This window comes from Corallincola holothuriorum (assembly GCF_003336225.1).
Lineage (GTDB): Bacteria > Pseudomonadota > Gammaproteobacteria > Enterobacterales > Neiellaceae > Corallincola > Corallincola holothuriorum.
The window spans coordinates 399,695-417,504 of sequence record NZ_QPID01000001.1 but is presented as its reverse complement, the minus strand read 5'-3'; the positions used below and the strand labels follow the sequence as shown (position 1 = coordinate 417,504).

18 protein-coding genes are annotated in these 17,810 nt (G+C 49.0%); 15 read left to right on the top strand and 3 right to left on the bottom strand.

The features are described 5' to 3' along the window. Nucleotides 1–5 precede the first annotated feature (5 nt). Nucleotides 6–857 (bottom strand): uroporphyrinogen-III C-methyltransferase, encoded by an 852-nt coding sequence (gene cobA / locus DU002_RS01715; RefSeq protein ID WP_325048483.1) that lies wholly within the window; start codon nt 855–857, stop codon nt 6–8. A gap of 401 nt (nt 858–1,258) precedes the next feature. Here cobA and DU002_RS01710 point away from each other — a divergent pair, with 401 nt between their 5' ends. The 5 genes from DU002_RS01710 to DU002_RS01690 all read left to right on the top strand — a co-directional run bounded on the left by DU002_RS01710 (nt 1,259) and on the right by DU002_RS01690 (nt 7,477). After that, nucleotides 1,259–3,931, top strand: a complete 2,673-nt coding sequence (locus DU002_RS01710; protein WP_114336614.1) for a nitrate reductase — start codon at nt 1,259–1,261, stop codon at nt 3,929–3,931. Between the two features lie 185 nt (nt 3,932–4,116). Then, on the top strand, nt 4,117–4,851 hold the full coding sequence (locus DU002_RS01705) for a PEP-CTERM sorting domain-containing protein (protein WP_114336613.1): 735 nt from the start codon (nt 4,117–4,119) through the stop codon (nt 4,849–4,851). Between the two features lie 321 nt (nt 4,852–5,172). Then, nucleotides 5,173–5,445, top strand: coding sequence for a hypothetical protein (locus tag DU002_RS01700; protein ID WP_147271756.1), 273 nt, complete (start codon nt 5,173–5,175; stop codon nt 5,443–5,445). A 710-nt stretch (nt 5,446–6,155) separates the two neighbouring features. Continuing rightward, nucleotides 6,156–6,650, top strand: coding sequence for an AAA family ATPase (locus DU002_RS01695; RefSeq protein ID WP_114336611.1), 495 nt, complete (start codon nt 6,156–6,158; stop codon nt 6,648–6,650). Between the two features lie 110 nt (nt 6,651–6,760). Further along, the gene (locus DU002_RS01690; RefSeq protein WP_114336610.1) at nt 6,761–7,477 is read left to right on the top strand and encodes a L,D-transpeptidase family protein; all 717 of its coding nucleotides are present in this window, start codon (nt 6,761–6,763) and stop codon (nt 7,475–7,477) included. Nucleotides 7,478–7,511: 34 nt separating this feature from the next. Here DU002_RS01690 and bioA read toward each other — a convergent pair whose 3' ends face one another. Continuing rightward, nucleotides 7,512–8,822: an adenosylmethionine--8-amino-7-oxononanoate transaminase gene (bioA, locus tag DU002_RS01685; protein WP_114336609.1), complete on the bottom strand. Its 1,311-nt coding sequence runs from the start codon at nt 8,820–8,822 to the stop codon at nt 7,512–7,514. A gap of 104 nt (nt 8,823–8,926) precedes the next feature. On the opposite strand from bioA, the gene bioB reads away from it, so the two are divergent. The 4 genes from bioB to bioD are packed head-to-tail and all read left to right on the top strand — an operon-like array spanning nt 8,927 to nt 12,588. Further along, the gene (gene bioB, locus DU002_RS01680) at nt 8,927–9,967 is read left to right on the top strand and encodes a biotin synthase BioB (RefSeq protein WP_114336608.1); all 1,041 of its coding nucleotides are present in this window, start codon (nt 8,927–8,929) and stop codon (nt 9,965–9,967) included. A 5-nt stretch (nt 9,968–9,972) separates the two neighbouring features. Then, a complete protein-coding gene (bioF, locus tag DU002_RS01675; RefSeq protein WP_114336607.1) occupies nt 9,973–11,148 on the top strand; it encodes an 8-amino-7-oxononanoate synthase in 1,176 nt (391 codons plus the stop codon). Further along, the gene (gene bioC / locus DU002_RS01670; RefSeq protein ID WP_158537929.1) at nt 11,129–11,911 is read left to right on the top strand and encodes a malonyl-ACP O-methyltransferase BioC; all 783 of its coding nucleotides are present in this window, start codon (nt 11,129–11,131) and stop codon (nt 11,909–11,911) included. Before bioF ends, bioC begins: the two co-directional genes overlap by 20 nt. Before the next feature lie 14 nt (nt 11,912–11,925). Beyond that, nucleotides 11,926–12,588, top strand: a complete 663-nt coding sequence (gene bioD / locus DU002_RS01665) for a dethiobiotin synthase (protein ID WP_114336605.1) — start codon at nt 11,926–11,928, stop codon at nt 12,586–12,588. 70 nt (nt 12,589–12,658) lie between these two features. Here the strand turns inward: bioD and pepE are convergent, their stop codons facing one another. Further along, a complete protein-coding gene (gene pepE / locus DU002_RS01660; RefSeq protein ID WP_114336604.1) occupies nt 12,659–13,363 on the bottom strand; it encodes a dipeptidase PepE in 705 nt (234 codons plus the stop codon). Between the two features lie 275 nt (nt 13,364–13,638). On the opposite strand from pepE, the gene htpX reads away from it, so the two are divergent. The 6 genes from htpX to DU002_RS01630 all read left to right on the top strand — a co-directional run bounded on the left by htpX (nt 13,639) and on the right by DU002_RS01630 (nt 17,792). Next, nucleotides 13,639–14,520, top strand: coding sequence for a protease HtpX (gene htpX / locus DU002_RS01655; RefSeq protein WP_114336603.1), 882 nt, complete (start codon nt 13,639–13,641; stop codon nt 14,518–14,520). A gap of 62 nt (nt 14,521–14,582) precedes the next feature. After that, on the top strand, nt 14,583–14,945 hold the full coding sequence (locus DU002_RS01650) for a cupin domain-containing protein (protein ID WP_199405137.1): 363 nt from the start codon (nt 14,583–14,585) through the stop codon (nt 14,943–14,945). A gap of 49 nt (nt 14,946–14,994) precedes the next feature. Next, nucleotides 14,995–15,744, top strand: coding sequence for a Sir2 family NAD+-dependent deacetylase (cobB, locus tag DU002_RS01645; RefSeq protein WP_114336602.1), 750 nt, complete (start codon nt 14,995–14,997; stop codon nt 15,742–15,744). Between the two features lie 12 nt (nt 15,745–15,756). Continuing rightward, nucleotides 15,757–16,395, top strand: coding sequence for a LysE family translocator (locus tag DU002_RS01640; RefSeq protein ID WP_114336601.1), 639 nt, complete (start codon nt 15,757–15,759; stop codon nt 16,393–16,395). 17 nt (nt 16,396–16,412) lie between these two features. Then, the gene (locus DU002_RS01635; protein WP_114336600.1) at nt 16,413–16,964 is read left to right on the top strand and encodes a YaeQ family protein; all 552 of its coding nucleotides are present in this window, start codon (nt 16,413–16,415) and stop codon (nt 16,962–16,964) included. A 42-nt stretch (nt 16,965–17,006) separates the two neighbouring features. Then, entirely contained in the window at nt 17,007–17,792 is a 786-nt protein-coding gene (locus tag DU002_RS01630) for a hypothetical protein (RefSeq protein WP_114336599.1), read from the top strand. Nucleotides 17,793–17,810: the final 18 nt, after the last annotated feature.

The following is a 17,810-nucleotide window of genomic DNA, read 5'->3' as shown; positions in this document are numbered from 1 at the left end:
CTAAATTATGCTGACAGCTCGTGCTGTTCTGATTCGATTAAAGTGTTAAACCAGTTAAGGGCAGGGGCTAACGTAACTACCTCGCCAATAACGACCAATGTTGGAGATGGCAACTGGTGTTGCTTTGCCAATTCGGGCAACGTTTCTAATGTGCCTATAACGGTTTGTTGTTCTGGACGGCAGCCATTGGAAATCAAAGCGGCCGGCGTGTTGGTTGGCATACCGTGATAAGACAGTTCACGGCGAATATCAGGAAGTTTGCTTAGCCCCATATAGATAACTAGCGTTTGTGCCGGGCGGGCAAGGGCATGCCAATCGAGGTTAAGTCCGGTTTCACCGTGGGCGGTAATAAAGGTACAAGCTTGTGCCATACCGCGGTGAGTGAGTGGGATACCTGCATAGCTGGTGCAGCCCGATGCCGCAGTGATACCTGGCACGATCTCTACATCAACGCCAATCTTGCGCAGGGTTAAGGCTTCTTCACCGCCACGACCAAATATAAACGGGTCGCCTCCTTTAAGACGGCAGATGTTAAATCCTTCAGCCGCCTTAGTGACTAACAACTCGTTTAGTGCCGACTGGCTGATACTATGATGATTTTTCGATTTGCCGACAAACAGCGCAGCGGTTTGTTCTGGAAACAACGCCCTAATTTCATCGCTGACCAGCGCATCGTAGAGAATTAGGTCTGCTTGTTGAATAATGCGCAGAGCTTTAACTGTTAGTAGTTCAGCGTCACCTGGGCCCGAGCCGACCAACCAGACTTTACCTTGCGAAGATGCTGACTTTGATGGAGTTGACTGCTGCTTAAGCGCTCTTGTTTCATTGTTCAGCGCGATAATCTTATTTCCCATCATTTACCCTCAAACTTGCTGCTGGTTGTAAAAACAACGCTATTTAACTAGGTACAAAGCAAGGTTGAGGCCAACTGTGTTTTTGATTGGTTGTTTTTATCTAACGCACTGTAATTTAATGATTTATTTGCCAGCCTCGATTGGTGGTGTCTAAATCCACTCTATGAGTAGGGGTAGTAGGTCTATCTCGCTATAGGTAGTGTTTTGACAAGCTGCTTGCCCAATGTGATCTAGGTTGCACTTTTATCTTGCGCCAATAAAGTGCAGCCGGGGCAGCTTTAACGAGTTGTCAATTTAAGGTACTAAGGCTGAAATGCCGTTACGGCGGGGGTTTTACGATGTTTTGCCAGTGTGGCAAGGGTATTGCACCAAAGCAACGCAGAGATGTTTATTAGGAGTATTCCATGACCAACGACTGGGTGAAAACAACCTGCCCATACTGTGGCGTCGGGTGTGGCGTTGAAGCCAATGCAGATGAATCGGGTAAGGTCACTATTCGCGGTGACAAATCCCACCCAGCGAATTATGGAAAGCTGTGTTCTAAAGGACTCGCGCTAGGCGACACGGTTGTACCCACCGGGCGCTTAACGCACCCCTATCAAGATGGTCAGCGTATTAACTGGCAACAGGCACTGAATACGGTAGCGAAGCAGTTTCGCGATACGATAGATGCCCACGGGCCAGACTCTGTCGCGCTCTATGTGTCCGGCCAGTTGCTCACCGAAGACTACTACGTCGCCAACAAATTGATGAAAGGCTACGTTGGCTCAGCCAACATCGATACCAATAGCCGACTTTGCATGTCATCTGCGGTGGCGGGGCATAAGCGTGCATTTGGTACTGACACTGTACCTGGTTGTTATCAGGATTTTGAAGTGGCAGATCTACTTGTGCTGGTTGGTTCGAATTTAGCCTGGTGTCACCCCATCCTGTTTCAGCGGGTAAAGCAGGCCAAGTTAGACAGGCCAAACATGAAGATCATTGTGATCGATCCACGGGTAACAGATACCTGCGATATCGCCGATCTACACTTGCCGATCAAGCCCGGCAGCGATGTCTTACTGTTCAATGCATTACTGGCTTATCTGGCAGCGAACGATCATCAAGATCCTGAGTATCTTTCCAAATATACCGAAGGGGCCGAGCAGGCACTGCACGCCGCCCATGCCGATCAGGGCGATTTGGGTGATTTACAACAAATCGCCACAAAGTTAGGTATAGATAACGCTAAGTTGACCGAATTTATGGCGCTGTTTGCTGCCACAGAAAAAGTCACCACCGTATATTCTCAAGGCGTAAACCAGTCCACCAGTGGCGTGGATAAAGTCAACGCGATCATCAATTGTCATCTGTTAACGGGTCGTATCGGACGCCCCGGCATGGGCCCGTTTTCGATTACCGGTCAGCCTAATGCGATGGGTGGACGCGAAGTGGGTGGACTGGCCAATATGCTGGCTGCCCATATGGAGTTTACTGACGATGCCATTGCACGGGTGCAGACGTTTTGGGATTCGCCGACAATGGCCACAGAGCCAGGTGCCAAAGCGGTCGATCTGTTTAATAAGATGGAACAAGGCGAGATCAAAGCGGTTTGGATCATGGCGACTAACCCTGTCGTCAGCTTGCCCGATGCCGATCGCGTAAAGGCTGCGCTACAGAAGTGTGATTTTGTGGTCGTATCGGACTGCATAGCAGATACAGATACCACCCGTTTAGCCAATGTATTGTTACCGGCGCGCGGTTGGTCAGAAAAATCAGGTACAGTCACCAACTCAGAGCGGCGAATTTCGCGGCAGCGCGCTATTGTACCGCCAGCAGGTGAAGCCATGGCCGATTGGTGGATCATCTGTGAAGTCGCCAAACGCATGGGATATAAACAAGGGTTTAACTTCTCCCACGAAGGCGAGATATTTGCCGAGCATGCACAGCTGTCTGGATATGAAAACGACGGTTCGCGCGACTTCGATATCAGCGCTTTCAGTAATATGAGTAACGAAGAGTTTGATGCACTGACGCCGTTCCAATGGCCGATGATAACGAAAGGCGACATCAGTCTACATAAACGCTTTTTTGCTGAAGGAAATTTCTACACGCCAAACCGCCGTGCCCGGCTTATTCCAGTTAAGCATCGACAACCGGCGCAAGATGTCAGCGACAACTATCCACTGGTATTGAATAGTGGGCGTATTCGCGACCAATGGCATACCATGACGCGTACAGGCTTAGCATCTAAGCTGAACGCCCACTTGCCAGAGCCATTTATATCGATCCACCCTGATACCGCGAAACAGTTTGGCTTGGAAAAGGAAGGCCTCGCCAATGTGGAAAGTCACCACGGCAGCGCATTAGTACGGGTAGAAACATCCGCGCGTATGCGTCAGGGTGAGATTTTTATGCCGATCCACTGGACCGGCGTTACCTCATCTAGAGCTCGGGTTGGCGCACTGGTGTCACCGGAAGTGGACCCCACATCCGGCCAACCAGAATTCAAACATACACCAGTAAAAGTCAGCCCTTGGTTTCGTCAAAGTGAAGCCTTGTTACTCACCACGGATGACACTCCCATCCATGAAACGGAATATTGGGTCAACCAACGCGTCGAGCAGGGCATTCTCTATCGCATGGCCAGCCTGCAAGGTAGTGATACCGTCGCCGGTTTGTTGCAAGCGCGCATGCAACCCTTTATCGGCGAGCAAAAGCTTAGCTTCATTGATACTGCGACGGGCAGTTATCGCTACGCCGTATTAAAAGAGGGACGCTTGTTGGGCTGCTATATCGTTGGTAAACGCCTGCAACGAGACGACTATGACTGGTTAGCCACGCTGCTAGATAAGCCTCTGGGCAGCGAAGCGATGCGCAGTATTATGAGCGGTAAAGCACAAGGCTCACTGGCAGCAGGACGCACTGTGTGCGCTTGTAAGCAGGTGGGCTATAAAACGCTTTGTGCCGCAGTAAAAAATGGCGCGACTGATCTTGATGCGCTGCAGTGTGAAACCACTGCGGGTACAGGGTGCGGCTCATGTGTACCAGAGCTGAAAGAGATTATTCAGGATTGTGCATTTGAAGAGGTGACGTAAGCAAGTCGGGCACTTAACTACTGGTTCAACCAATCCCAAGTTTTTAGTTAAAAGCGGCTATTTTCAGCAAAAATGGCCGCTTTTTGTTGCTAACTGTAAAACTTTCGAACACTCGCTTGAGCCCTGCCTAAGCGACTGCTAACCTACCATTCATTATCAAGATAAACTTGAACGGAACCAAGTGAATGCTAAAACGATTACTGCTTGCTAGCCTCGCTCTACCTTTGAGCGTTAGCGCCGCGCCTCTCTCGATGGATCTTGACGCGTTAAGCCATGGCGAGATTGTAAACGACCAGTTTGATGGGGTCACAGTGTCGGGCACCAACCCAAATCGTGGTTTCGATTACGTTGCAGCATTTGATACCAATAAAGATGCGACTCGAGATCCCGACCTGGAATCACCCTGGTCAGGCGGCAACCTGCCAACCGATACCGATTTAGGCAATATTCTTATCATTGCTGAAAACAACGTAGGTGCCGACGATGGCGTGCTTGACCTTCCAGACGACGAGGGCACACGACCAAACGCAGGTACGATCAGTTTCGCATTTGATGTTGACCTATTCAGTTTTAGTTTTGTACTGGTTGATATCGAGGGTCCGTCAGAGTACGGCATCGACGGTGGTTTCTTCGCATCATTTTATGATGGCGACACACTACTCGAAAGCGTTGGCTTTGGTGCATTGGTCGGTAATACTGGCCCCTACGGCAGCAATGCGGTTTTTGGCGATAACACCATCAACCAAATTAACCCGATCACCGCCTCACTGTTAGGTACCACCTTCGACCGTGTCGACGTCACATTTGGCGGCTCCGGCGCTATCGGTGGTATTCAATATCAGGTGCCGGCACCTGCCACACTAGCGCTGCTCGGTTTAGGCTTAGTTGGTGTTGCGCTGAGAAAACGCCGGACTAACTAAGTTTGCGGTAAACCATAAGAGAAGGGGCTAATAAGCCCCTTTTTTGTTGCCCGCAACAAATTAAGTTGCACACTTTCTTGCTGTGTACCCTTACAGTTCCCCTGATTTGGACTGGCTTCCTATGCCAAAGCTGTGTCAAGAAATGAGATAAAGGCATTTGCAATTAGTGCGAGATTTGTTGAAATTAGTCAATAAGTTAAGTGCGAGATGCATGATCCCAGACGAGCCCGCCTGCTGGGCAAGTTCGGTGATAGCAAGCATGCTCTCTAAATGGAGATAGGAAGCACGTGCTTTCTACTTAACGTTATGTTTCTCAATAGTATGACATATTGCGTAGCTATTGCCTTCGTTGCTGCTTTGGGTACATCAGCACTAAGTGCGCCAGGTATCTACTGGATCTTCGGTTGTTTCCCCGCTTGGCATTCAACCTATAGCGTGACACTAAGCTGGCTTCTGATTCTGGCTCTTGTTGCTTCTACAGTGGCGTTTAGCACTGTGTCGGTTGAACAAGGTGAGGGAGAACTGCTCACTAAGGTTGTTGAAGTTGCCAAAGGCCTCATGGCTACAAGTGTCATGTACCTTGCTAGCTACTAGCTTATGCATCGGTTTGTTTTATCAGGCATTATTCTGCCATTTTCATCTAATACGTGTTGACACCCGTGAAACGAATGAACAAGCCAAATAGACAGTCGGGTCAAAAGCCACAATATTTGTTTTTAGCACTAGGGCTATTTATTCAATCTTGTGCAAAGGCGATGATTTATTGCCTACTGAGACGTGGCTCTCGTACGAACACTGTGAGATTGAGGTTTGAATAGCGTCACCGAGATCTGACCATGACCTATTTATACGAATGGTATTCCCCTCCTAAACAGTTTGATGTTGTATGCCCGAATTGCGGGCGGCCCGCGCTGTGTCAGGATGTTAAAACTAGCGAGAAAGGCTGTATTATCAATCTGGCTAGGAAACCAGCTCCGCTAGCGAAGAGCCGGTTGTCAGGCAGCATCAGCTGCTTACACTGCGGTTTTAGAAAATCGACATTCATTCGTTTGCCAGCTGATCTGTATTGGTGCTGCGATGTGAAGGGTAAATTGCTTTGGGCATGGTCTCGCAAACATGCTGCTCTCGTCTTAGACTACTTAACCGCTAAAGACCGAAATCTATCTCATTACAAACACTCGGTATTTTTGCTGCATATCCCCAAGCATTTTAAATTAGCAAAAAATAGGCCGGCGGCTGTGAAGGCACTGACAAAACTTCTAACGGCTCAACTCTAGCGCGATACAAAGAAGGAGAGACACGATATGGCAAGGATGATCTTAGTGTGTGGCCCGACTGGTGCCGGTAAAACAACCTATTCGTTGTCCCTTGCCAATGAGCTGGGCGCCGTCCGTTTTTCGATAGACCCATGGATGCAAACTCTGTATTCCAAAGATATGGTGTCACTGGATTACAGCTGGATGATCGAACGGGTGGAACGTTGTTACGCCCAAATATGGGAAGTAAGTAAGCAGATTTTGATGCTTGAAGGTATTGTCATACTCGATTTAGGTTTTACTACGCGTGAGCAGCGCGCGGCATTTGCCGACAAAGCAAGAGCGTTAGGTATTGAGCCAGAACTGCATTTTGTCGACGCCCCTAAGGCGTTACGGAAACAGAGAGTCTCACAGCGTAATGCGGAAAAAGATCCCGCAGTATACTCGTTCGAAGTTACAGATATGATGTTCAACTTTATGGAGCCAAGGTTTGAAGTGCCAGATCAAGCTGAGCTTAAATTTGGCTGTAAAGTAGAACCATAAGGAACGTGGTTAACCCACGCATTTTCACGCCACAAGATTTTTACTGCGCTAGCAGAAACTGGGTTAGCAGAAACTGGGTTAGCAGCTAATACACACGATTTGAAGGGATTATGAAATTTAAGTGGATTACCTGGGCGACAATGTTATGCAGCTTTGTCCCATGTTTGTGGGCAGTAGAGCTCCCTACCAGTGCCCGTTCAGAAACCGCCATTGCACAGGTCGAACCGGCATTAAAGAAGGCACTGGCAGCCAAAGGGCTGAAATACGGTGCGCCGATATTTATCCGTATATTTAAGACGCCTGGCGTACTCGAATTATGGTTGGAATCGGCCAGCGGTGAGTTTAAACATTTTAAAAGCTACGATATTTGCGATTTCTCCGGCGATCTGGGACCGAAGGTGAAGGAAGGGGATTACCAAAGCCCCGAAGGGTTCTACTTTGTAAACGCTGGACGATTAAACCCATGGAGCCAGTTTCACCTGTCTTTTAACCTCGGTTACCCCAATCGCTACGACCGTTATCATGGGCGAACAGGTAGCGCGCTGATGGTACATGGCAACTGTGTTTCGATCGGCTGCTACGCGATGACTGATAGCTACATAAACGAAATATACGCATTAGCAGTTGCGGCATTAAGGTCAGGCCAGCCCTATTTCAGAGTACATGCATTTCCATTTGAGTTAGAAAATGATGCGCTTGCCAAGTACCGGGACAATCAGTGGTACGAATTTTGGCAAAACCTTAAACAAGGTTATGACTACTTTAACGAACACAAACGCCCACCTAACGTCGAAGTGTCTAATGGTATCTATACCTTTGGGGCTTAGGCTAAGCAGCGTCAAATTGATGCTTGCTTAGTGTCTAGCTAATACCGACCCCCGATGCGATCGCTTGATAGATCGCATCCGTTAACTGTGTAAGATCTTCAGCGGCGATAACGTATGGCGGCATGACGTAGATCCGTGTGCCAAACGGGCGGATCCAAACTCCTTGTTCAACAAAGAATGCCTGGATCTCGGCGACGTTCACATCTTCTCTCACTTCAACCACGCCAATAGCACCGATGACACGTACATCTGCGACGGCAGCTAGATCCCGGCATTTAGCTAATTCACGATGGAGTTGTTGCTCAATTGCTGCCACTTGGGATTGCCACTGTTGCGTGGCCAGCAGATCGAGTGAGGCACAAGCGACAGCGCAGGCGAGGGGGTTACCCATAAATGTAGGGCCGTGCATGAATACCCCCGCTTCACTTTCACACACACCGTTCGCGACCTCTTTTGTGCACACCGTAGCAGCAAGGGTCATGTATCCGCCGGTAAGTGCTTTGCCCACGGTGATAATATCCGGTACCACGGCACCACTTTCGCCGTGCTCAAGCGCGAACATTTTGCCTGTGCGGCCGAAACCTGTGGCTATTTCATCGAATATGAGCAGCGTATTATAGTGGTCACACAGTGCCCGTAGCTGGTCTAAAACGGCGCCATGATAGATACGCATACCACCAGCGCCCTGTACGACGGGCTCAATAATAACGGCAGCGATCTGTTCATGTTGTGTTGCTAGTAGCTGTGCCAGTGGCTCTAGCGATGCCGGGTCAAATTCGCCTTCGGTGATATTTTTTGGTGGCTCGGCGAACAGTTGCTTGGCCAATACGTTTTCAAACAGGGAGTGCATGCCTGTTTTGGGATCGCATACCGACATCGCCCCAAACGTATCGCCGTGGTATCCGCGTTTAAAGCTGACAAACTTGGTCTTAGCGGGCTGGAGCTTTCCTTGCCAATACTGAAGCGCCATTTTCAATGCGACTTCGACGGCAACCGAGCCGCTGTCGGCAAGAAACACCTGTGACAATGGCTTAGGTAACAGTGCCAGTAGTTTCTTACTGAGTTCAATGGCCGGCGCATGGGTAAGGCCACCAAACATAACGTGACTCATTTTACTAAGCTGAGTGGTTGCAGCGTCATTAAGCGCAGGCACGTTATAGCCATGTATCGCAGACCACCATGAGCTCATGCCATCGATCAGTTCCCGTCCATCATCAAGCTTGATCCTGACACCGCTCGCGGACGCTACTCCGAAGCATGGCAATGGGTTTAGCGCGGATGTGTATGGGTGCCATAGGTGGTTCTTGTCAAAGTCGACATCAATATTTGGGTTGTTATTGCTCATTTAATACTCTGTTGTAAACCTTTGATTCTGGTCTGCGTTGACAGGGTCGTAAGCTGAAGTAGACTAGCGGGAATATCAAAAGAATCAATGGAAGAGTTATCCCGATGACTGAATCACCCCGTCACCACTGGACCGTTAAACAGGTTGTAGAGCTATTTGCATTACCTTTTAACGATTTAATGTTCCAGGCGCAAACCGTTCATCGTGCCAACTTCGATCCGAACCAAGTCCAGGTCAGTACGTTGATGTCGATTAAAACCGGCGCCTGTGCAGAAGATTGCAAGTACTGTCCGCAAAGTGGGCATTACCATACTGATGTTGAACGCCAGCGCTTGCTAGAAGTTGAAAAAGTTTTGCAGGAAGCGGCTCAAGCAAAAGATAAAGGTGCAAGCCGTTTTTGTATGGGGGCTGCGTGGAGCAATCCAAAAGAACGGGATATGCCTTATTTGGTGCAGATGGTTGAAGGCGTGAAAGAGATGGGTCTGGAGACCTGTATGACGCTGGGCAAATTGACGGTAGAGCAAGCAGAAGTGCTAGGCCAGGCCGGGCTGGATTACTACAACCATAACCTAGACACCTCACCTGAATACTATGGTGAAATCATTACCACCCGAACTTATCAGGACCGCTTAGACACGTTGTCCCATGTGCGTTCTGCAGGAATGAAAGTATGTGCAGGTGGTATTGTCGGTATGGGGGAAAGCCGTCAGGACCGTGCCGGTTTGTTGGTGCAATTGGCTAACTTGCCAATGCAGCCAGAAAGCGTACCAATTAATATGCTGGTTAAAGTAAAAGGCACCCCGCTTGATCAAGTGGATGACCTCGACCCATTTGAGTTTATTCGCTCTATTGCCGTCGCGCGTATCTTGATGCCTGCTTCTTATGTGCGTTTGTCTGCTGGCCGCGAAAAGATGAATGACCAGATGCAAGCTTTGGCTTTCCTTGCTGGTGCCAACTCGATTTTCTATGGTGATAAGCTGCTGACAACACCCAATCCTGAAACTTCTGACGATCACCGCTTGTTCAATACGCTGGGCATCAAAGTGGAGCAGCGCGAAGAAGCCAGTGACGAGGCCCATGAGCAGGTTCTTATGTCCGCCGTGGTTGAAAGCCAGCAGGACAAAATGTTCTACGAAGCCAATTAATCGCGATGGCGTTTGAACATCTGGCAGATGAATTAGATGCGCGCCGTTTAGCGTCATTGCAGCGGCAGCGACATCTATTTGTTACCGGCAGTGGTCGTTATTTGGCGTTGGATCAGGAAGGTGACGGTCAGCGTTATCTTAATTTCGCCAGTAACGATTATCTTGGCCTAGCCCATCACCCTAAAGTGATCGCAGCATGGAAAGCCGGCGCAGATAAATACGGTTGCGGCTCGGGCGGCTCCTTTCTTATTACAGGCTATAACCACGCCCATGCTGAACTGGAAGAAGCTGTCGCTGACTTTGCTGGCCAACAAAGTGCATTGCTGTTTAACTCTGGCTTTGCGGCTAATTCAGCCGTGTTAGCTACGTTGCTGACCAAAGAGGATCTACTGATCCAAGATAAGCTTAATCACGCCTCTTTAATTGACGGTGGATTGAACTGCGCCGCACGAATGACCCGCTTTAAGCACAACGATCTGGCCAATCTTGGGCAACGTCTTCAGCAATCTGGTCGCAACAAACTGGTGGTGACTGAAGGGGTTTTCAGCATGGATGGTGACACCGCGCCGATCCATGATATTGCTTCTTTGTGTAATCAACACGACGCTTGGTTGATGGTTGATGATGCCCATGCGTTTGGTGTGACCGGCAACGGCCGCGGCAGCCTAGCCCAGGTAATGCCGCAAGCGATCCGTATCTATATGGCAACCTTTGGTAAAGCGTTAGGCGTTGGTGGTGCGTTTGTTGCGGCCAGTAATACGGTGATCGAGTATCTGAAACAGTTTGGTCGTCACTACATCTACACAACATCAATGCCACCCGCACAGGCGTGTGCTGTGCTTGCTTCACTCAGCTTAGTGAAAGAGGAGCCGTGGCGCAGAGAGTTACTTGAAAAGAACATTATGCTATTTCGCCAACAAGCTGCTGATGCCGGTTTACCGCTAGGTGACTCGAGCACGGCTATTCAACCTGTTTTGCTTGGCGATGTAGCTATCACCATGGCGTTAGCTGAGCGCCTTAAAGAACGCGGCTTTTGGGTAGGAGCGATTCGACCACCAACCGTGCCGGTCGGCGGCGCGAGATTAAGGATCACCATCAGCGCCAGCCATGAAGCACAAGATATAGCAGCACTTGTCACCGCAATCGCAGAGGAATACAGGGTTGTCGTCGAACAGCAGTAAACAACGTATCGCAACCAGTTTTGGCCGTGCTGTAGAGAGTTATGATGATGCCGCAAGGCTGCAGCGTTATGCTGCCGAATGTTTGTGGCAATGTTTAGACCCAAGCCCGACGCTCGGAGTTGCGGTGGATTTAGGCTGTGGCACGGGCTTGCAGCTAAGTAAGATCCAGCAAAACGCCGATGCCGTTATCGCTATCGACCTATCGCGGGGAATGCTCAAGCATGCGCAATGCCAATACCCTGATGATTCATGCCTTTGGTTGCAGGGGGATGCGGAGTCTTTGCCACTGTTAGATGCGACCGTTGATACCTTGTATTCCAACCTCATGGTGCAATGGTGCCACGATCTTGACCAGGCATTGCGGGAGATCTATCGCGTATTAAAGCCTGGTGGGCGCGCGGTAGTTTCAACCTTATTGCGTGGTTCACTGGCTGAATTAGAACAAGCATGGCGCTCAGTGGATGATTACCGCCATGTGAATGACTTCCTCAGCGCGGAGCATATTTCAGAACAACTACAGACACAGCGTTTTAGCGTGGCAAGACTTCAAGTTGAACCGCTGACACTTGAGTACCAGCGATTGACTGCATTAACCCGAGAATTGAAGTCGGTAGGTGCTAATGTGGTGACCGAGAATAAGCGCAAGAGCCCTTTGAGTAAGTTAGATGTGCAGCGGTTACTTTCGGGCTACGAACCATTCCGCCTGAGCAATGATAAGTTGCCGGCGACCTATCAGATCGGTGTGTTGGTGTTACAGCGTTAAGCAAAAGGGACAATGTGAAAACAGTATTTATAACCGGCACGGATACTGATGCCGGCAAAACATTTACGTCGGTTCAGTTAATTCACTGGTGGCAAAACCAAGGGCTGTCGGTGGCTGTATCAAAACCTGTTGCAGCAGGCGGGACACTCAATCCCGCAGGTAGGCTGGAGAACGAGGACGCCTTAGCGCTGATGGCTGCGACGCAGTTGGAAACAACTTACCAAGAGGTCAATCCGTACTGCTTTAATGCACCAGCGTCTCCCCATATCTCCGCCGCACAAGATAACGCTCAGGTATCACTCGCTGAGCTACAACAACATCATCAGGACGTGATAGCAACGCGCGGTGCAGATATCTGCTTGGTAGAAGGTGCGGGCGGTTGGATGGTGCCGATTAATGATAGTGAGCTACTTTCAGCTTTACCTATTACGATGCGGTGGCCGGTCATTTTGGTGGTGGGAATGAAACTTGGTTGCCTTAATCATGCTTTGTTAACGGCAGCGCAAATAAAAGCGCAGGGTGGTCATTTGGTTGGGTGGATAGCAAACTCGCCGTTGCCTGAGATGGAATTCCTAGCAGAAAACATTGATACCTTGGCATCGCTTATTGATGCGCCACTGATCGGGACAATTGGCTATCAGCAAACAGAGATGACCAATTTCGATTTAGTTTTGTAGGCATTGTGCAGCGCTTTCCCACGATGGAAAACGCTGATTTGCTGAAAGGCGTGTTAGCTACTGCGATTTATCAGGCGTTAAGAACGTCGTCACCATCTTTCAGTGTCACAGCATCGACTTGGTAACGTAGTACCTTACCATCGGTGTCGCCATGATAGGTGTGCTGTTCTCCATCAACTTTTATACAGCATCCCTCTGGCAGGGCGATGACCCGCTGATCTTGAGCAACGGTCAGGTATTCTGCCAAACGTTGACTGCGTGACTCTCCGTTATGACCGGGTAAAGTTGCATCGGTGAAGTGTGGATTTATCTGGTAAGGCACCAAGTTTAACGCATTGAAACTCGGCGGACAGACGATCGGCATGTCATTGGTGGTGCAAATCGTTGGGCCAGCCATATTGCTACCAGCGCTCCAACCAATATAAGGCGTACCAGCATCTACTTTGTTTTGGATCGCATCGATCAACTTTTGATCGTATAACGAAGCAAGTAATTGGAAGGTGTTACCACCGCCCACCAGTATCAATTCAGCGGCTTGAACGGCTTTGATCGGGTCCTGCATATCAGTGATATTGGTGATATCCAGGTTTAAAGGTTGTAGCGCCTCGGCGACCATACGGTGATATACGCTGTGACTGATGGTGACACCCGCATAAGGGATGAAAACAGCCTTTCGGATACCGCTTGGCAAAAAGTCACGGACCATCGCCAGAGGCTGCGCCAGGTAGGCATTATCGCGATAACGTGAGCTGCTTAACAATAAGAGTTTTTTCATAATTTTGGTTAATATTTTGAAATGCTTTTTGAGCTAGATCTGTAGTTCGAACTACCAGAATACACTATATTGGAATCGTGCATTTGAGCAAATCTCAGATGCAGCGTAGCGAAAGTTGCGCATGTCTCCCAAAATACCGTCAAAGCCACCTGCGTCACAGGTGGCTTTTTATTTGGTTACATTTTTTTACCTGTTAAATGAAGTAAAACCCCATTGAAAACGGTCTTAACGACCATACCTATAAAATAACTATGTACTAAGAGGTGTTTTCATTTATGAAGCGCGTTTTACTGTTTATTGCAACGAACCTGGCCGTTGTATTAGTGCTAGGTATCGTATTGAACGTTATCTTTTCCGTGACAGGCTTACAGTATGGCCGTGGCAACATCGCGTCTCTACTTGTACTGGCAGCCGTGTTTGGTTTTGGCGGCTCTTTCATTTCACTGGCCATATCTAAGTGGATGGCGAAACGTTCCACTGGGGCGCATGTTATTACCAATCCAGCGAACGAGACCGAACGCTGGCTAGTCGACACCGTTCAGCGTCAGGCGGCCAAAGCGGGCATTGGTATGCCAGAAGTGGCCATCTATCCTGGTCAGGAGATCAATGCCTTTGCTACTGGAATGAAACGCAATGATGCGCTGGTAGCGGTTAGCGTTGGTTTGCTTAATAACATGACCCGTGATGAAGCAGAAGCTGTGTTGGCCCATGAAGTGAGCCACGTGGCGAACGGCGATATGATCACGATGAGTTTGCTGCAAGGTGTAGTAAATACCTTTGTTATTTTCTTTGCCCGTATTGTTGCCAATATTATTGATAACTTCTTACGTGGTGATGAAGAGGGTGGCGGTTTAGGCGGTTTTGCTTACTTTGGTGTTGTTATGGTACTCGAACTGGTATTCGGGATCCTGGCAAGTACCATTGTTATGTGGTTCTCACGGCAACGAGAGTTTCGTGCTGATGAGGGCTCTGCACGGTTGGTAGGTAAAGAGAAAATGATCGCAGCACTCGAACGATTGAAGCAACCAGCTCCTGAAACACAGTTGGAGGGGCAACTTGCGGCCTTTGGTATCAATGGCAAAAAGAGTATGTCTGAGTTCTTTATGAGCCACCCCCCGCTGGATAAGCGTATTGAAGCGCTGCGCAATATGCGTTAAAAAATTTACCGTGATTAAATAAGCCCGCACTCTAGCGGGCTTTTTTTCGGAGTAAAGCGACTGTGTCAAACCAAGTTGTAGATCGTAAAAGCATCACGCCTTATCAATGGAACCAAGGATGTTTTGGTTGGCATCTTCTGGCTGATCCTAAGCTCAGTGTTATCGAAGAGGAGGTTGCACCAGGGGCGGGCGAGGTGCTTCATATTCATCATCAAGCACAACAATTTTTTTATGTTTTAAGCGGCGTTGTCACCATCATCACAGCCAGCCAAGACTTCCACTTGAAGCAGGGGCAGGGTGTAGCAATAACACCCGAGACACCCCATCAGCTAAAAAATAATGGCACTGAAGTACTGCGTTTTTTGGTTATTTCATCCCCTCCGACAAAAAACGACAGAGAAAACATTTGCGCTGGGTCTAACTAATTGCCCGTTTAAGGGTGTAGGCTGAACTCAGGCTCACTGGAGGATTTCTATGCAACACTTTGATTTACCATTGAAGAATCGTCCTAAAAACATCGTCGTACTGACTGGCGCAGGTATATCTCAGGAATCTGGCATACGTACGTTTAGGGCGGCCGATGGTTTGTGGGAAGACCACAGAATCGAAGACGTTGCGACTCCGGAGGGGTTTGCCCGTGATCCAGCCTTGGTGCATCGATTTTACAATGCCCGACGCCAACACCTGCAGAGTGATGATGTGGTACCTAACCCGGCTCATCTTGCACTCGCAGAATTTGATAAAGCGGTTTCGGGCCAACTTTTGGTCGTTACTCAAAACGTCGATGATCTACATGACCGCGCGGGCCAAGCGCAATTGATCCATATGCATGGTGAGTTATTAAAGGCACGTTGTTCGGTTAGCGGCCAAGTGACCCGTGCGCCGTTAGTTTTGGATGAATCAATGAAGTGTGACTGCTGTGGTTTGAGTGAGACACTGCGCCCTGACATTGTTTGGTTTGGCGAAATGCCAATGGAGATGGATCGGATCTACCAAGCACTGTCCTGCGCTGATATGTTTATCTCCATAGGTACGTCGGGCAATGTTTACCCTGCAGCAGGTTTTTGTCGCGAAGCAAACCAAGTTGGTGCTTGCACGGTTGAACTGAACCTGGAGCCATCATCCACCAGCTCGGAGTTTCAATACACATTTTATGGCCCCGCAGGCAGTTTGGTGCCTGCATTTATCGATTATTTAAAGAGGTTACCCATTGCAGGTAACTAGCCGTCGCTGATTATGTTGAATTCACCTTGGTTTCCAGAGTTTCTTACTATCGTGGTTATCCATGGCTTGGCCGTGGCAAGCCCAGGGCCTGATTTTGCGGTGGTGACCCAAACGGCGATCCGCTCAGGCAGGCGCATTGCAATGATAACCGCACTAGGGGTGGGCACCGCAATTCTTTGGCATGTTGGTTTGTCGTTGGCAGGGGTGTCACTGCTCTTTCAACAGGTGCCTGCATTATTAACGCTGTTTACGCTGCTTGCCGCTCTATACTTGGGTTACTTGGGCGTGTCAGCAATGCTAGCCAAACCAGCTGCAGATACGCTTAGTCAAAATGGCGAGCAGGTGATGCAGCGTTCCGCTTTCGTTAAGGGATTAATGACTAACGGTCTTAATCCAAAAGCGACGCTATTTTTCATTGCTTTGTTTGCGGTAGTGATATCGCCGGAGCGTGATGTTGGTATTAAGCTGTTCTATGGCATCTATATGGCGTTAGCCACTGCTGCCTGGTTCTGTTTATTGGCGTGGCTTATTGGTAGTCCGAGATTTAGAAGTACATTGCAACGCAAGGGCTATTGGCTTGAGCGGATCACCGGCGTCGCGCTGGTTGTGTTAGCCATTAAGTTAGTCATTGATCTTGTCATCACTAACTGATCAGTAATGAGGCGAATATGAGTGATAAACGTTTGGTACACAGGTTACATGCTGATATCGCCATCGAATCGGAGCAACGCTACTATCGTGTCAGCACCACGATGGCGCTAAGTGGCTCCGAGATTAGCGACCACCTGTATCTCCGCTTACTGATGTTTTGTCTGTTTTACGATGAATCTCTACAGATAAACGCCAATGCTGAAAGTAAGGAGTTCCCAGATCTTTATACCGAAGATGAAGCGCTCGGCGTGGTTATCGCGATCCCCGCGGAGCATCAGCTGAAGCGCTACCTACATCAATTCGAAAATCTACATATCGTTCTGTTTGCCGATGAGCTAGACAACGAAGCATTCCGCCCCCACCTTTTTCAACAGACTAATGTCTGGTGCCTGGACAGGGCATTGGTTGAGTCGTTGGAGGCTGAAGAGGAGCTTAACCATCACTGGTCGTTGTCGCTGACCGATGACCAACTGAATGTGACTACGCGGCGATCTAGTTACGTTGGTAAGTTCTGCTTATGGGAAGGGATGCGTTCGAATATTGAGACAAAGCTTCACCTCCAGCGCTGATCCTCTATAATCCCCCTCAACTCATCGATCAGTTAGTGAAATATGTTTAACGATCCTAAAGATTCACCTGCTATTCAGCGGGCTATAAGTGGTGAATACAGCGTCAGTGTAAAACAGGTATTGAAAAAATCCTGGCAACTGACCCAGCAAAATAAACTGCCCGTGCTATTCGCATTTCTATTCGCAGTGGCCATCAATATTGGCGCTCAGCATATTATGAGTTTGATGCTAGGCGGCGGAGAGGGCGGTAATGAAGGTATTGATGGCGTAGCCAATTTGATAGCAACGTTGATCGCTGCGCCTTTCTGGGGCGGCTTGGATATGATGGCGCTGCGCCGTTCGCGTGGTGCACCGGTTCAGGTTACCGACGTGTTTAATTACCTGAAATACTTCGCGCCACTGGCACTGGTACAGGTGCTAATTACCATATTGTTACAACTGGGCTTAGTGTTGCTGTTATTGCCTGCGATCTATTTAGCGGTCGGTACATCGTTCGCCATCATGCTGATGCTGGATCGCGGCATATCGCCGACCAAGGCGGTTTACCTCTCAATACGCGCTGCCCACCATCAGTGGTTTAAACTGTTTCTAGTGTTCTTGGCACTCACGCCGGCAATGGGTCTGGCGGCGATTCCTTTGGCTGTATATTTATCTGGTCAAGGCATGGAGCAGGTACAAAGCACCATGATGTTCAGCTTACTCCTGATTTGGGCTGTGCCCATGTTGTATTTCGCTAAAGGGGTGATGTTTGATGCCATTTTTGGAGATGCAACCGTAGAGGAACCAGTCGAACGTTCCTCGACAGATGATGGTAGTTTTTCCGCATAGAGCCAGTGAGAAGTAGTA

Coding starts and splice junctions, on each gene's coding strand:
- cobA (WP_325048483.1), bottom strand. CDS start 857: ATGATGGGAAATAAGATTATCGCGCTGAACAATGAAACAAGAGCGCTT.
- DU002_RS01710 (WP_114336614.1), top strand. CDS start 1,259: ATGACCAACGACTGGGTGAAAACAACCTGCCCATACTGTGGCGTCGGG.
- DU002_RS01705 (WP_114336613.1), top strand. CDS start 4,117: ATGCTAAAACGATTACTGCTTGCTAGCCTCGCTCTACCTTTGAGCGTT.
- DU002_RS01700 (WP_147271756.1), top strand. CDS start 5,173: ATGACATATTGCGTAGCTATTGCCTTCGTTGCTGCTTTGGGTACATCA.
- DU002_RS01695 (WP_114336611.1), top strand. CDS start 6,156: ATGGCAAGGATGATCTTAGTGTGTGGCCCGACTGGTGCCGGTAAAACA.
- DU002_RS01690 (WP_114336610.1), top strand. CDS start 6,761: ATGAAATTTAAGTGGATTACCTGGGCGACAATGTTATGCAGCTTTGTC.
- bioA (WP_114336609.1), bottom strand. CDS start 8,822: ATGAGCAATAACAACCCAAATATTGATGTCGACTTTGACAAGAACCAC.
- bioB (WP_114336608.1), top strand. CDS start 8,927: ATGACTGAATCACCCCGTCACCACTGGACCGTTAAACAGGTTGTAGAG.
- bioF (WP_114336607.1), top strand. CDS start 9,973: ATGGCGTTTGAACATCTGGCAGATGAATTAGATGCGCGCCGTTTAGCG.
- pepE (WP_114336604.1), bottom strand. CDS start 13,363: ATGAAAAAACTCTTATTGTTAAGCAGCTCACGTTATCGCGATAATGCC.
- htpX (WP_114336603.1), top strand. CDS start 13,639: ATGAAGCGCGTTTTACTGTTTATTGCAACGAACCTGGCCGTTGTATTA.
- cobB (WP_114336602.1), top strand. CDS start 14,995: ATGCAACACTTTGATTTACCATTGAAGAATCGTCCTAAAAACATCGTC.
- DU002_RS01640 (WP_114336601.1), top strand. CDS start 15,757: ATGTTGAATTCACCTTGGTTTCCAGAGTTTCTTACTATCGTGGTTATC.
- DU002_RS01635 (WP_114336600.1), top strand. CDS start 16,413: ATGAGTGATAAACGTTTGGTACACAGGTTACATGCTGATATCGCCATC.
- DU002_RS01630 (WP_114336599.1), top strand. CDS start 17,007: ATGTTTAACGATCCTAAAGATTCACCTGCTATTCAGCGGGCTATAAGT.